This window comes from Streptomyces sp. RB17 (assembly GCF_009604455.1).
Classification (GTDB): Bacteria; Actinomycetota; Actinomycetes; order Streptomycetales; family Streptomycetaceae; genus Streptomyces.
Genome location: NZ_WEGL01000002.1, coordinates 148,616 through 163,352 on the forward strand (window position 1 = coordinate 148,616; position 14,737 = coordinate 163,352).

Annotated in this window: 10 protein-coding genes and 1 pseudogene; 7 read left to right on the forward strand and 4 right to left on the reverse strand. The window is 72.0% G+C overall.

Going from position 1 to position 14,737, the window contains the following annotated elements; translation table 11 throughout:
- The first annotated feature begins 134 nt into the window (after nucleotides 1–134).
- The 3 genes and pseudogenes from SRB17_RS07645 to SRB17_RS07655 all read left to right on the forward strand — a co-directional run bounded on the left by SRB17_RS07645 (nucleotide 135) and on the right by SRB17_RS07655 (nucleotide 2,845).
- Complete coding sequence (locus SRB17_RS07645) at nucleotides 135–1,601, forward strand: amino acid permease (protein WP_323375152.1); 1,467 nt, start codon at nucleotides 135–137, stop codon at nucleotides 1,599–1,601.
- Nucleotides 1,602–1,677: 76 nt separating this feature from the next.
- Nucleotides 1,678–1,931 (forward strand): annotated as a pseudogene (locus SRB17_RS07650) (Appr-1-p processing protein); the annotation flags it as partial.
- Nucleotides 1,928–2,845, forward strand: a complete 918-nt coding sequence (locus SRB17_RS07655) for a PfkB family carbohydrate kinase (RefSeq protein WP_153536160.1) — start codon at nucleotides 1,928–1,930, stop codon at nucleotides 2,843–2,845. The pseudogene SRB17_RS07650 and the gene SRB17_RS07655, both read left to right, overlap by 4 nt.
- A gap of 11 nt (nucleotides 2,846–2,856) precedes the next feature.
- On the opposite strand, the gene SRB17_RS07660 is transcribed toward SRB17_RS07655, so the two are convergent.
- Nucleotides 2,857–4,347 (reverse strand): M1 family metallopeptidase, encoded by a 1,491-nt coding sequence (locus SRB17_RS07660; protein ID WP_323375153.1) that lies wholly within the window; start codon nucleotides 4,345–4,347, stop codon nucleotides 2,857–2,859.
- 199 nt (nucleotides 4,348–4,546) lie between these two features.
- Here SRB17_RS07660 and SRB17_RS07665 point away from each other — a divergent pair, with 199 nt between their 5' ends.
- Nucleotides 4,547–6,520 carry a Xaa-Pro dipeptidyl-peptidase gene (locus tag SRB17_RS07665; RefSeq protein ID WP_153536164.1) on the forward strand — a complete coding sequence of 658 codons (1,974 nt, stop codon included), beginning with the start codon at nucleotides 4,547–4,549 and terminating at the stop codon, nucleotides 6,518–6,520.
- Between the two features lie 185 nt (nucleotides 6,521–6,705).
- Here the strand turns inward: SRB17_RS07665 and SRB17_RS07670 are convergent, their stop codons facing one another.
- Nucleotides 6,706–7,620 carry an FAD-dependent oxidoreductase gene (locus SRB17_RS07670; protein ID WP_416237044.1) on the reverse strand — a complete coding sequence of 305 codons (915 nt, stop codon included), beginning with the start codon at nucleotides 7,618–7,620 and terminating at the stop codon, nucleotides 6,706–6,708.
- A 101-nt stretch (nucleotides 7,621–7,721) separates the two neighbouring features.
- Between SRB17_RS07670 and SRB17_RS07675 the strand changes: the two genes are divergently transcribed.
- Nucleotides 7,722–8,753: an oxidoreductase gene (locus SRB17_RS07675; RefSeq protein WP_153536168.1), complete on the forward strand. Its 1,032-nt coding sequence runs from the start codon at nucleotides 7,722–7,724 to the stop codon at nucleotides 8,751–8,753.
- A 229-nt stretch (nucleotides 8,754–8,982) separates the two neighbouring features.
- Nucleotides 8,983–10,623: an ABC-F family ATP-binding cassette domain-containing protein gene (locus tag SRB17_RS07680; protein ID WP_153536170.1), complete on the forward strand. Its 1,641-nt coding sequence runs from the start codon at nucleotides 8,983–8,985 to the stop codon at nucleotides 10,621–10,623.
- A gap of 202 nt (nucleotides 10,624–10,825) precedes the next feature.
- Here the strand turns inward: SRB17_RS07680 and SRB17_RS07685 are convergent, their stop codons facing one another.
- Complete coding sequence (locus SRB17_RS07685; protein WP_323375155.1) at nucleotides 10,826–13,213, reverse strand: Tex family protein; 2,388 nt, start codon at nucleotides 13,211–13,213, stop codon at nucleotides 10,826–10,828.
- A gap of 112 nt (nucleotides 13,214–13,325) precedes the next feature.
- Nucleotides 13,326–13,457 (reverse strand): LPFR motif small protein, encoded by a 132-nt coding sequence (locus SRB17_RS47505; protein ID WP_323375156.1) that lies wholly within the window; start codon nucleotides 13,455–13,457, stop codon nucleotides 13,326–13,328.
- Between the two features lie 168 nt (nucleotides 13,458–13,625).
- Between SRB17_RS47505 and SRB17_RS07690 the strand changes: the two genes are divergently transcribed.
- A complete protein-coding gene (locus SRB17_RS07690) occupies nucleotides 13,626–14,585 on the forward strand; it encodes a GlxA family transcriptional regulator (RefSeq protein WP_416237045.1) in 960 nt (319 codons plus the stop codon).
- The last annotated feature ends 152 nt before the right edge of the window (nucleotides 14,586–14,737 follow it).

Below are 14,737 nucleotides of genomic sequence, written 5' to 3' on the forward strand. Positions count from 1 at the left end.
CCACCGCGTAGGGGTGGATCCATCTGGGAAGCTGCTGGCTTGGTCTGTGCCGCGACTCGACAGGGTGGTGCGGACCGAGCCCTGCACGTCCCCCGGACCCACGAGGTCCGGGCGCACCAGGAAGTGAACCACCCGTGAGCAAGGACGCCGTGGAATCGGCACAGGTCACCGCCCCCACCCAGGCGGCCCAGACGCCCGCGGACGCGGGCGACGCCGGTTACAGCAAGGACCTCAAGGCCCGCCACGTCAACATGATCGCCATCGGCGGCGCCATCGGCACCGGACTCCTCCTGGGCGCCGGCGGCCGCCTGCACAACGCGGGCCCGGCACTCGCCCTGGCCTACCTGGTGTGCGGCGTCTTCGCCTTCTTCGTCGTCCGGGCCCTCGGCGAGCTGGTCCTGTACCGCCCGTCCTCCGGGTCCTTCGTGTCCTACGCGCGCGAGTTCCTCGGCGAGAAGGGCGCCTACGTCGCCGGCTGGATGTACTTCCTGAACTGGTCGACCACCGGCATCGCCGACATCACCGCGATCGCGCTCTACACGCACTACTGGAGCATGTTCACCAGCATTCCCCAGTGGGTGCTCGCCCTGATCGCCCTCGCGGTGGTCCTGGCCGTGAACCTGATCTCGGTGAAGATCTTCGGCGAGATGGAGTTCTGGTTCGCGATCATCAAGGTCGCCACCATCGTCGGCTTCATGCTGATCAGCATTTTCCTGCTCGCCACCCAGCACAAGGTCGGCGGCCACACCCCCGGCCTGAGCGTCATCAGCGACCACGGCGGACTCTTCCCGCACGGCGCGATGCCGGTCGTCCTGGTCATGCAGGGCGTGATCTTCGCCTACGCCGCACTGGAGCTGGTCGGCGTGGCCGCAGGCGAGACCGCCGAGCCGGAGAAGGTCGTCCCGCGCGCGGTGAACTCGATCATGTGGCGTGTGGGCCTGTTCTACGTCGGCTCGGTCGTGCTGCTCGCCCTGCTGCTGCCCGGCTCGGTGTACTCCGCCGACGAGAGCCCGTTCGTCACGGTCCTGTCGAAGATCGGCGTCCCCGCGGCCGGTGACGTGATGAACCTGGTCGTCCTGACCGCCGCCATGTCCTCGCTGAACTCCGGCCTGTACTCCACCGGCCGCATCCTGCGCTCCATGGCCATGGCGGGCTCCGCCCCGAAGTTCACCGCCCGCATGAACCGCAGCCAGGTGCCCTACGGCGGCATCCTGCTGACCTGCGCGGTCTGTGTGCTCGGCGTCGGCCTGAACTACCTGATGCCGAGCCAGGCCTTCGAGATCGTGCTGAACGTCGCCTCCCTCGGCATCATCAGCACCTGGGTGATCATCATGCTCTGCCACATGATCTTCGTCCGCCGCGCCCGTGCGGGCCTGGCGACCCGGCCGCACTTCCAGCTGAAGTTCAGCCCGGTCACCGAGATCGCCACGATCGCGTTCCTGCTGATCTGCCTCGGCATGATGTGGAACGACCCCGACGTCGGCCGGAAGACCATCCTGCTGATTCCGGTGATCGCCGTCATGCTGGTCGCTGGCTGGTTCGGCGTGCGCCGCCGGGTGTCGAAGAACACCGACCAGGAGCTCACGGAGCTGACGAAGTAGCAGCTCAACGCCACTGTCAGTGGCATCGCCCACGGTGGCGTCATGTCGGAGATCACGTATGTCCGGGGTGACGCCACCGGAGCCGGAGACGGCGCACAGAGCCTGGCACCGCGACCGCGCACACGACGACTTCGGCCTGGGCGCGGTCCAGCTGGTCCGGACCGGCTCGCCGGCGAAGTGATCGAACTGGGCGCGTCCGTGCACATGCCCCGCATAGGCTGCGGCCTTGCGGGCGGCACCTGGTCCCGCAAAGAGCCGTTCATCACCGAGCGGCTGGTGAAGCGCGGCATCGAGGTGACCGTGTACGACCATGGTGAGGGCGGCGGATGAGCTCACAGACCCCTGCGGCGGACGTCCTGGTGCTGGGCGGAGCCGGTGTGGACACGATCATCCACGTCCCCGAGCTGCCCCTCCCGTACGCCGACAGCTACATGATCGACTCCGGCATCCGCACCCGAGCCGGGCAGACCGGCGACTTCGTGGCGCTGGGCCTCGCCGCACTCGGCCTGCGCACCCACCACCTCGACCTGCTGGGGGCCGACCCCGAGGGCGACCTCGTGCGGGCCCTGCACCGCGAGCACGGCATCGGACTGACCGCACTCCCGCAGCCCGCCGGCACCAAACGGGCGGTCAACCTCGTCGGTCCGGACGGCCGCCGCCTGTCCCTGTACGACACCAGCCGGGCCCGCCCCGGCGACCTCTTCCCACCCGAGACGCTGCGCGCGCTGGCCGGGGCGAGCCGGCATGTGCACGTGACCATCACCCAGCCCTGCGCCGAGGCCCTGCCGGTCCTGGCCGCGACGGGCGTACCTCTGTCCACGGATCTGCACGACTGGGACGGCGAGAACGCCTACCACGAGCCGTTCGCCCATGCGGCGGACGTCGTCTTCCTGTCGGCCGCGGCCCTGACCGACCCCGAGCGCACCATGCGGCGCATCGCCGAGCAGGGCCGGGCGGAGGTGGTCGTCGCCACCGCCGGAGCCGAGGGCGCGTATCTGCTGGCCGACGGCGAGCTGACCCGCGTGCCCGCGGCGGTGCCGCCCGCGCCGGTGGTGGACTCCAACGGCGCGGGCGACGCCTTCGCCGCCGCGTTCCTCTACGGCCGCCTCGCCGGCGAGCCGCCCGAGACCTGCGCCCGCTACGGCGCGGTCGCGGGTGCGTACGCCTGCACCGTCCCGGCCTCCCGTGCCGAGTCGATAGCCCAGGACGAGCTGCTCAGGCGGGCGGCGGAAGCGAGACCCTGAACAGTGCCGGTTCAGTGCGCGTCGTGGATGTCGTTCGTCGCCTCGATCCTCTTCCACGACTTCGGCTGTGTGACGGTCCCGCCCGTCTTGACCAGTGCGCGCGCCGCGGGCGCCGCCGGCTTCGACGGCTGGAACAGCCAGGTGTCGAACAGCGCCGCGAGGGGCTTGCCGGACACCTGCTCGGCGTACTTCTGGAAGTCGGCCACCGAGGCGTTGCCGTACGCGTGTTCCTGCGGCCAGCCCTTCAGGATGCGGAAGAACGCGTCGTCACCGATCTCGTTGCGCAGCGCCTGGACGGCGAGCGCCCCGCGGTCGTACACGGCGATGTCGAACTGGTCGTCCGGGCCCGGGTCGCCGGGCTCGACCGTCCAGAACGCGTCGTCGGCCGGGTGGGAGGCGTACACGTAGTCGGCGAGTTCCTGCGTGGTGCCCTCGCCCTCGTGCTCCGACCACAGCCACTGCGCGTACCGGGCGAAGCCCTCGTTGATCCAGATGTCCTTCCAGCCCTTCAGCGACACGTCGTCGCCGTACCACTGGTGGGCCAGTTCGTGCACGACCACCGAGGTGTTGGAGCCGTTCGCGAACTGCTTCGGGCTGTAGTAGACGCGCGTCTGGGTCTCCAGCGCGTACCCGGTGGTGGTGTTCGGGACATAACCGCCCGCGGTGCTGAACGGATACGGCCCGAAGTAGCCGCTCAGCCAGTCCACGATCTCCCCGGTGCGCTCCACGCTCGCCCGCGCGGCCCCGTCGTTGTCGCCGAGGTCCTTGCTGTAGGCGTTGATGACCGGCACCCCGCCGTCGGAGGTGCTGGTCGTGATGTCGAACTTGCCGATGGCGAGGGTGGCCAGATAGGTCGCCTGCGGCTTGTTCTGCCGCCAGGAGTAGCGGGTCCAGCCCAGCTTCGAACTGCTCGACTGCAGCGTGCCGTTGGAGATGGCCTGGGTGCCGTCCGGCACGGCCACCGACACGTCGTAGGTGGCCTTGTCGCTCGGGTGGTCGTTGCTCGGGAACCACCACCAGGCGGCCTCGGGCTCGTCGGCCGCGATCGCGCCGTCGGGGGTACGGTGCCAGGTGTTGAAGCCGTAGGCGCTCTTCGTCGACGGCACCCCGCTGTAGCGGACGACCACCGTGATCGGCGTGCCCTTGGCCAGCGGCGTCTTCGGCGTGATCACCAGCTCGTGCTGCCCGGAGGTGGTGAAGGCGGCCTTCGCGCCGTTGACCCGCACCTCGCTCACGTCCAGCAGGAAGTCCAGGTCGAAACTGGACAGGTCCTGCGTGGTCCTCGCCAGGATCGTCGCCGTGCCCTGCAACTCGTCCGTCGTCGGCTGGTACTGCAGCCTGAGGTCGTAGTGCGAGACGTCGTAGCCGCCGTTGCCGTAGTACGGGTAGTAGGGGTCGCCGATGCCCGGCGCGCCGGGGGAGTAGCTCGCGGCCGATGCCGGGATCGCCAGCAGGAGGGAGGCCGCCGCCAGTGCGCCCGGCGCGATGATTCTGCGGTGCACGTCAGCTCCAAGTCGTCGGGACTGCATGTCCGTTGGGAAAGTCCGTTCGGGGAACTCTGTACGGAGCCTATTCAGTCCCTGTGGCCCCCGGCCTGTCCATGGCCCCTGCTGTCACACGATCGCCATTCGGCCGTCACGAGCCCACGGATCGCCGTAAACCCGTCTTCTGTACGGGAGTTCACCGGAGTACCGTCCGCGCATGCCGATACGCACCCTCATACGCACGCGCTTCACGATCTGGAGAGCGCTCGCGACCGCGGTCGCCGCCATCCTGACGGCCGCCCTCCTCACCCCGTCCGCCGCACAGGCCGCCGCCGGAGGCGGCCGGACCCCGCTCGAGAGCCGGCCCGTCTACTCCTACGCCCACGCCGTCCGCGAGTCCGTGTGGGTGGACACGGGGCTCGACGAGGACGGCGACGGCCACACCGACCGGGTCGCCGCCGACATCGTCCGGCCCGCCGAACCCGCCCGGCAGGGCCGCAAGGTGCCCGTCATCATGGACGCCAGCCCCTACTACTCCTGCTGCGGACGCGGCAACGAGAGCCAGGTCAAGACGTACGACCCGCAGGGTCACGTCGTCCAGATGCCGCTGTTCTACGACAACTACTTCGTGCCCCGGGGCTACGCGTTCGTCGGCGTCGACCTCGCCGGCACCAATCGCTCCGACGGCTGCGTCGACGTCGGCGGCCGCTCCGACATCCAGTCCGCGAAGGCCGTCGTCGACTGGCTGAACGGCCGCGCCACGGCGTACACGAGCCGGACCGGAACGAAGACCGTCACAGCCACCTGGACCAACGGCCGGACGGGCATGATCGGCAAGAGCTGGGACGGCACGATCGCCAACGGCGTCGCCGCCACCGGCGTCAAGGGCCTGCGGACCATCGTCCCGATCAGCGCCATCTCCTCCTGGTACGACTACTACTTCGCGCAGGGCGCCCCGCTCTACGACGGCGGCCCCGACGAACTGGCCGGTTACGTCGAGAGCGACGCGGCGCACGCCCACTGCGCGGCCGTACACAAGAAGCTCGCCGACGGCAGCCCGCGCAGCGGCGACTGGACCCCGCTGTGGACCGAGCGGGACTACGTCAAGGACGTGGCCAAGGTGCGCGCCAGCGTGTTCCTGGTGCACGGCATGCAGGACCTCAACGTGCGTACCAAGCACTTCGGGCAGTGGTGGGACGCGCTGGCCCGGCACGGTGTGCACCGCAAGATCTGGCTGTCCCAGACCGGGCACGTCGACCCCTTCGACTACCGGCGCGGCGCCTGGGTGGACACCCTGCACCGCTGGTTCGACCATGAACTCCTCGGCTACGGCAACGGCATCGACCGCGAGCCGATGGCCGACATCGAGCGCCACCCCGACCAGTGGGTCACCTCCCGCGTCTGGCCGCCGCAGACCACCCGTACCACCGTTGTGCACCCGGCTCCCGGCACCGAGGCGGGCGTCGGCACGCTCGGCCTGCGCCCGGCCACCGGGAGCGAGACCTTCACCGACGACCCGAAGCTGAGCGAGACCGACTGGGCGGCCCACCTCGCCACGCCGACCCCGGAGAAGGCGGGCTTCCTGACCGCGCCGCTCAGCCACGACCTGCGCCTGTCCGGCTCGTCCACGGTGACGGTGACCGCCACACCGACCACCGCCTCGGCCCACCTGTCCGCCGTCCTGGTCGACCTGGGCCCGGACACCATCCGCGACTACGCCGACGCCGCCGAGGGCATCACCACCCTCGGCGACCGCACCTGCTGGGGCGAGAGCACGGCCGGGGACAGCGCCTGCTTCAAGGAGACCGCGGCCAGGACGGCCAAGGTCGACTACACCGTGTTCAGCCGCGGCTGGGCCGACCTCGGCCACTACGCCTCGCTCGGCAAGGGCGTGCCGCTCGTTCCGGGCAAGGCGTACACGATGACTCTGCGTCTGGCGGCGACCGACCACGTCGTCCCCAAGGGGCACCGGCTGGCGCTGATCATCGCGGGCACGGACAAGGATCTGATCGACCCACCGGCCACGAAACCGACGCTGACGGTCTCGCTGTCGGGTACGACGGCCGACCTTCCGCTGGTCGGCGGGGCGTCCGCGTTCGACCGTGCCACGTCCGGCAGCACGGCGACGGCGCCCGCGCCGGGCACGCTGGAGGGAGTCGGCGCACCCCGCGCGGGCCGGCACATCCCGTAGAACTGACGGGGGCGGCCTGGGGTACCTGACCGTTGCCGGGTGGGGGTCCGTCGTGGCTCGTCGCGCCCACGCGGCGGAGCCACACATCGAACGCAGCCCGCGCCCCTGAGGGAGCCGCAGTGCCGTCGGCCTCGAGGGCCGCCGGCGCTGCGCCCACCGGTGCCCGGTCGCCGCGAGGGCCCCCTTCAGGCGGCGGGGAGCGCCAACCCCGCCGCCTGCCGTGCGCACCCCCACGCCACCGTGATCCCGGCCCCGCCGTGGCCGTAGTTGTGCACCAGCAGGCGTCCGTCCGGCAGCGGCTGACGTTCCAGTCGTACCGCGTCGCGGGCCGGCCGCAGCCCCACCCGGTGGTCCCGTACCCGTGCCTGTGCGATCTCCGGTCGGACCGCCGCGCACCGCGCCACGATCGCCGCGGCGGTGGCCGGGTTCGGCTCCTGGGACCAGTCGTCCTCCTCCGCCGTACCGCCGAGCAGCAGACCGCCCGGCTGCGGGATGAAGTACGTGGAGGCGTCGGAGGAGTGGTCGACGGAGGTGAACCAGGTCGTGATCCCCGGGTTCTCCACGACCACCAGCTGCCCGCGCACCGGACGTACCGCCGGGTCCGGCACCAGCGAACGCGCGCCCAGACCCGTGCAGTTGACGACGACCGGCGCCGGCACCGCGGCGAGGTCCGTCACCTCGCGCGTTTCCACCACGCCTCCCGCCTTCGCGAGCCGGTCCAGCAGCCACGCCAGATGCACCGGCATGTCGATCACCGGCAGCCGCGCCGCAAGACCGTCGGCCACCGCGCGCAGCCCCGGCACCCGCCCCGCCCAGGTGCCCAGGTCGTCCAGCCGGGTCCCCCGGTGTACGCCGTCGACCAGGCGTACGCCCGTCTCGTCCGGCCGGTCCGCCAACTCCTCGTACACGGCGAGGGACGCGAGCGCCCAGGCACCGACGAGCGGTTCGGGTTCGATGCGGTACGGCCACCACAGGCCGCCCGCGACCGCCGAGGTCGTACGCTCGGCGGGCTCCCGCGCCCACACCCGTACCCGGCGGCCGGACTCCGCCAGGACCACGGCCGTCGTCAGTCCGGCGACCCCGCTCCCGACCACGATCACTTCGTCACTCGGCTCGCTGTCCACGCCAGGACGATAGGCCCTGTCCGGACGACTCTGACATGCCGCGCTCACATCCGTGCCGGTGTGGGGATACTCACAGCATGTCTGCCGCATACGCGACCTTCGACCTGGCACCGGCGATCCGCGCCGGCGGTGTGCTCGCCGACGGCGGCTACCAGGTCCACCGCGACTTCGTGGACTTCGTCGTGGACGGCCGTCCGCTGCTGTTCCGGCTGTCCGACCTCGACGCCGTCTCCCCGCTCGCCTCGGACATCCCGCCCGCCATCTTCACCGCGCAGGTGCGCGCACTGCTCCTGGAGGCCGAACCCCCGCTCCCCGACGGCAGGTTCGTCATCTACGGCTGCCCCGAGTGCGCGGACCTGGCCTGCGGGGCGGTCACCGCCGTCATCGAACGCGACGGCGAGGACTACATCTGGCGGGACTTCGCCTGGCAGACGGACGAGCACGCCGACCTGGAGCTGAACGGCTACCACGGCATAGGGCCGTTCCGGTTCAAGGGCGCCGAGTACCGCGCGGCACTCGGGGCCCTGATGGAAAGCTCCGCCGCGCCCCGCCGCCGGGTGCTGCTGATCGGAGCCCGGGTCGCGGTCCTCGCCAAGCTGGCCGCCGCGCTGCGCGCCATCGGGATCGGCGCCGACATCACCCAGGACGCCCGGGCCGTTCCCGCCGAGGAACTGCGCGGTTACGGAGCGGTCGCCTTCGGCCGCGCGGTCGGGGAGGCCGAACGAGCCGCCGTACTGGAGGCCTTCGAGCGCGCCGGCGTCGACATCGCCCGGGTGGACGGCCTGGCCCCGATCGTGCCGCTGCTCGTCGCCCAGATCGAGCACGCCCTCGACCGCAGCCCGCTCCCACAGCGCCGGCTCGTGGGGCTGGCCGTCGCCGGCAGCACCGCCGACGTCGAGGTGACCTCGGCCTGCCGGGTGCGGATCAGCGCCTACCGGCTCGACCGGCTCTACCGCACCCACACCCGCGAGGTGTTCGACGGCATCCTGGAGCCCGGCCGGCACCGCGTCCCGCTGGACCCGAAGGCGGTCAAGGGCGAGGCTTACGTCGTCGCCCGCACGACGGGCGGCGTACTCGCGGCGCCGGTCACCGACGGGGGGCGGGGCTGAGGCGCGGGGGCGGGGCTGAGGCGCGGGGGTGTGCCACCCGCGAGCGCCGGGGGGAGATGTCCGGAGCACCCCACCGGGAGTCCAGGGAGCCGAGATGCCCCAGCGGCCCACCGGGAAACGGAGGCTCTGGCGCGTGGGGCCCCCGGGAACCGACGCTGCGGCGCGGGGCGCGAGCCACCCGGAAACCGGGCTGAGGTGCGGCGGCGGGCCCGTTAGGATCGGCGTTCTGATGACTGCCACCCTCGTCGCCAAGAACCTCGCCGCCGGGCACGGCGACCGTTCCCTCTTCTCCGGGCTGGACCTCGTCGTCGCGCCCGGCGACGTGATCGGTCTCGTCGGTGCCAACGGCGCGGGCAAGTCCACCCTGCTGAAGCTGCTCGCCGGACTCACCCCGCCCGAACAGGGCGAGCTGCGGCTGTCCCCGCCGGCCGCGACCGTCGGTCATCTGCCGCAGGAGCCGGAACGCAGGCCGGGGGAGACCGTCCGGGAGTTCCTGGCCCGACGTACCGGTGTCGCCGAGGCCCAGCGCGTCATGGACGAGGCCACGCAGGCCCTCGTGGACGGGTCGCCCGGCGCCGACGACGCCTACGCGACCGCACTCGAGCGCTGGCTCGGCCTCGGCGGCGCCGATCTGGAGGAGCGGGCGGAGGAGGTCGCCGACTCGCTCGGCCTCGCCGTGGACCTGGACCAGCCGATGACCGCGCTGTCCGGCGGCCAGGCGGCCCGCGCCGGGCTCGCCTCGCTCCTGCTGTCCCGCTACGACGTCTTCCTGCTGGACGAGCCCACCAACGACCTCGATCTCGACGGCCTGGAGCGCCTGGAACGCTTCGTCACCGGCCTGCGCGCCGGCACGGTCGTCGTCAGCCACGACCGCGAGTTCCTCATCCGCACGGTCACCAAGGTCCTCGAACTCGACCTGGCCCAGCAGCAGATCAACCTCTACGGCGGCGGCTACGAGGCCTACCTGGAGGAACGCGAGGTCGCGCGCCGGCACGCGCGCGAGGACTACGAGGAGTTCGCAGACAAGAAGGCCGCCCTCCACGACCGCGCGCAGACGCAGCGGTCCTGGATGGACAAGGGTGTGAAGAACGCCCGGCGCAAGGCCGGCAACGACAACGACAAGATCGGCCGCAAGTTCCGCAGCGAGGCCAGCGAGAAGCAGGCGGCCAAGGCGCGGCAGACCCAGCGCATGATCGAGCGCCTCGAGGTGGTCGAGGAGCCGCGCAAGGAGTGGGAGCTGCGCATGGAGATCGCCGCCGGCCCGCGCTCCGGCGCGGTCGTGGCGACGCTTCGGGACGCCGAGGTCCGGCGCGGCGACTTCACCTTCGGTCCGGTGTCCCTGCAGATCGACTGGGCGGACCGGGTCGCGGTGACCGGGGCGAACGGCGCCGGCAAGTCCACGCTGCTGGGCGCCGTGCTCGGCCGCGTCCCGCTCGACGCGGGGCATGCGGCGCTCGGCTCGGGCGTCCTGGTCGGCGAGGTCGACCAGGCCCGCGGGCTCTTCCACGGCACCGACACCCTGCTGGACGCGTTCTGCGCGGCCGTCCCCGACACCGAGCCGGTCGAGGTCCGTACCCTGCTCGCCAAGTTCGGCCTGAAGTCCGATCACGTCCTGCGCACGGCCGCGACCCTCTCCCCGGGCGAACGCACCCGCGCCGCGCTGGCGCTGCTCCAGGGCCGCGGAGTGAACCTCCTCGTCCTGGACGAGCCGACGAACCACCTCGACCTGCCCGCCATCGAACAGCTGGAGTCCGCCCTCGACTCCTACGAGGGCACCCTGCTCCTGGTCACCCACGACCGGCGCATGCTGGACGCGGTCCGGGTGACCCGGCGGCTGGAGGTGGCGGACGGCAAGGTGACGGAGCGGTAGCGCTCCGCTGAGCGAGCCGCGATGCGCCGAGCGGGCCGCGATGCGCCGAGCCTGCCCCGATGCGCTGAGCGGGCCCGCGATGCGCCGTCGTTCGTCTGCGGCGTCGTCGGGGCTGGTCGCGCAGTTCCAGCGCCCCTTCGGGGCGCTGGGCACCCTCCGCTGTGGAGGGTGCCCTTTCAGCCGACCGGGAAGCCCCGCAGGGTCACCGCTTCTTCGGATCCAGCAGGCCCGCGCGGCGTAGCGCGTCCGCCATCGCACTGTTCGCCGGTGCCGGCGCCTCGCGGCCGCCCCGGTCACCGCCGCGGCCCTCGCGCCGGCCCTGGCCGCCGCCCTGCCGCTGCTGGGGCGGCCGGGCGCCGCCACCGCGCTGCTGCCGGCCGCCGCCCTGTCCCTGCGGCGCGGCCTCGTCGTCCAGGCGCAGAGTGAGCGCGATCCGCTTGCGTGGGATGTCCACGTCGAGGACCTTCACCTTGACGATGTCACCCGGCTTGACGACATCACGCGGGTCCTTGACGAACGTCTTCGACATCGCCGAGACATGCACCAGTCCGTCCTGGTGGACACCGACGTCCACGAACGCGCCGAACGCGGCCACGTTCGTCACCACGCCCTCCAGGACCATCCCGGCGGACAGGTCGGCGATCTTCTCCACGCCCTCCTTGAAGGTGGCCGTCTTGAACGCGGGACGCGGGTCGCGGCCCGGCTTCTCCAGCTCCTTCAGGATGTCCGTCACGGTCGGCAGACCGAACGTGTCGTCCACGAACTCGGCGGGCTTCAGCGAGCGCAGCACGCCGGTGTTGCCGATGAGGGAGGCGACCTCCTGGCCGGAAGTCTTCACCATGCGGCGGACCACCGGGTAGGCCTCGGGGTGCACGCTGGAGGCGTCCAGCGGGTCGGCGCCGCCGCGGATGCGCAGGAAGCCCGCGCACTGCTCGTACGCCTTCGGGCCGAGCCGCGCCACCTTCTTCAGCTCGGAGCGGGACGTGAACGGCCCGTTGGAGTCCCGGTGCGCCACGATGTTCTCGGCGAGACCGGAGGAGATGCCCGACACCCGCGAGAGGAGCGGCACGGACGCCGTGTTGACGTCCACGCCCACGCCGTTCACACAGTCCTCCACGACCGCGTCCAGCGAGCGGGACAGCTTCACCTCGGACAGGTCGTGCTGGTACTGGCCGACACCGATCGACTTCGGGTCGATCTTCACCAGCTCGGCCAGCGGGTCCTGCAGGCGCCGGGCGATGGACACCGCGCCGCGCAGTGACACGTCCATGTCCGGCAGTTCCTGCGAGGCGTACTGCGAGGCCGAGTACACCGAGGCGCCCGCCTCGGACACCATCACCTTGGTGAGCTTCAGCTCCGGGTGTTTCGCGATCAGTTCACCGGCGAGCTTGTCGGTCTCGCGGGAGGCCGTGCCGTTGCCGATCGCGACCAGCTCGACCGCGTGCTCCCCGGCGAGCCGTGCCAGCTTGGCGAGGGCCTCGTCCCACTTGTTCGCAGGGACGTGCGGGTAGATCACGTCCGTGGCGACGACCTTGCCGGTCGCATCGACCACGGCGACCTTCACACCCGTACGGAAACCGGGGTCCAGGCCCAGCGTCGCGCGGGTGCCGGCCGGGGCGGCCAGGAGCAGATCGCGCAGGTTCGCCGCGAACACGTTCACCGCCTCGTCCTCGGCGGCCGTCCGCAGCCTGAGGCGCAGGTCGATGCCCAGGTGGACGAGGATGCGGGTACGCCAGGCCCAGCGGACGGTGTCCGTCAGCCACTTGTCGGCGGGACGGCCCCGGTCGGCGATCCCGAACCGGTTCGCGACGATCCCCTCGTACGAGGACGGGCCCTCCGTGGGCTCCTCCGGCTCCAGGACGAGGTCCAGGACCTCCTCCTTCTCGCCGCGCAGCATCGCCAGGATGCGGTGCGAGGGCAGCTCGGTGAACGGCTCGGCGAAGTCGAAGTAGTCGGCGAACTTCGCGCCCGCCTCCTCCTTGCCCTCCCGCACCTTCGCGGCGAGCCGCCCGCGCACCCACATGCGCTCGCGCAGCTCGCCGATCAGGTCGGCGTCCTCCGAGAACCGCTCGGTGAGGATCGCCCGGGCGCCCTCCAGCGCGGCCTGCGGGTCGGCGACGCCCTTGTCGGCGTCCACGAACGCGGCCGCCGCCGCCAGCGGCTCCACCGACGGGTCGCCCAGCAGACCCTCCGCCAGCGGCTCCAGACCGGCCTCGCGCGCGATCTGCGCCTTGGTGCGTCGCTTGGGCTTGTACGGGAGGTAGATGTCCTCCAGCCGCGCCTTGGTCTCGGCACCGCGGATGCGCGCCTCCAGCTCGTCGGTGAGCTTGCCCTGCTCGCGCACCGACTCCAGGATCGCGGTCCGCCGCTCCTCAAGCTCCCGCAGATAGCGCAGCCGCTCCTCGAGCGTGCGCAGCTGCGCGTCGTCGAGCATCTCGGTCGCTTCCTTGCGGTAGCGGGCGATGAAGGGCACCGTCGAACCGCCGTCGAGCAGTTCCACCGCGGCCTTCACCTGCCGCTCCCGTACGCCGAGTTCCTCGGCGATCCTGCCTTCGATGGATCCTGCTCCGATGGATCCGGGTGTCGTCACGATCCCGTACCGCCTTCTCCACTGAGGTTGCGCGGCAATTGTGGCAGGTGACACCGACAACCGGGGATCAGGGCGGCAACTCCGGCGGGCCGCCCGGGCGCCGGGCCGATTATCAGGCCCGGCTGCCGCGCGCGGTGGAGGAGGCCCCGCCGAACAGCCGGGCGAGCGCCCGGAACGGCAGCGTGACCACGGTGGCGACGGCCCCGCCGATCCGGCGCGGTACGTCTGCGAGGGCGCTGAACACGGAACATCTCCTTTTCTCCGGATCCGCTGTCCGTCACCGGGTACCTCGGACGCCGCCCGCCCATGGGCCGTGGCGGCGCCGCCCATGGCAGAAAAGGTGGGAAACGTGTCATTGCGGCCACACGCCGGGTGGCGAAGAATCGAGGACATGACGCAGCCCATCGAGGACGTGGCCCGGCGAACCCTCCTCTTCGTCCTCTTCGACGGCGTGCAGAGCCTCGACGTCACCGGGCCGCTCGAGGTGTTCGCGGGCGCCGAGAAGCACACGCCGGGCACCTACCGGGTCCGTACGGCCTCCCTGGACGGCGGCCCGGTGCGCACCTCCAGCGGCCTGACCCTCGTACCCGACGAGGCGCTCACCACGGCCGCCGACCCGCACACCCTCCTGGTGCCCGGCGGTCAGGGCACGCGCCACCCGGACGCCCGGCTGATCGACTGGTTGCGCGCCCGCGCACCGCGCGTCCCGCGCCTGGTCTCGGTGTGCACGGGCGCCATCCTGCTCGCCGCCGCCGGTCTCCTCGACGGCCGCCGGGTCACGACCCACTGGGCCTACTGCGACACGCTCGCCCGCGACCACCCGGCCGTCGCCGTGGACCCGGAGCCCATCTTCGTCCGGGACGGGCGCGTCGCCACCTCGGCCGGGGTGACCTCCGGCATCGACCTGGCCCTGGCCCTGGTCGAGGAGGACCTGGACCGGGACGTCGCGCTCGCCGTCGCCCGGCATCTGGTGGTCTTCCTGCGCCGGCCCGGCAACCAGGCGCAGTTCAGCGCCCAGCTCGCCGCGCAGACCGCGCAGCGCGCACCGCTGCGGGAGGTCCAGCGCTGGATCACCGAGCATCCGGCGGGCGACCTGACGGTCGACGCGCTCGCCGCCCGCGCCCGCCTCTCACCGCGCCACTTCGCGCGCGCCTTCCGGGAGGAGACCGGCATGACCCCCGGCCGCTACGTCGACCGGGTCCGCCTGGAACACGCCCGCCGCCTGCTCGAGGACACCCCCGACACCATCGAGGGGGTCGCCCGCGCCAGTGGCTACGGCACCCCGGAGGCCATGCGCCGCGCCTTCGTCAAAGCCCTCGGCACGGCCCCGGCCGAGTACCGCCGCCGCTTCCACCCGGCCATGGCCCCCTGATTCCCGGCCTACGGCCGCATCAGCCACCGACGGCAAGCCATCACCCGGGGAGAGCCGTAACCGCCCCGTTGTGGCCGGCAGCTGCGCACCGAAGTCCCCCCGGAGCCGGCGACCGCAAAAGGGCCTCGCCGGCGCCTGACGCTTCCGCCTCG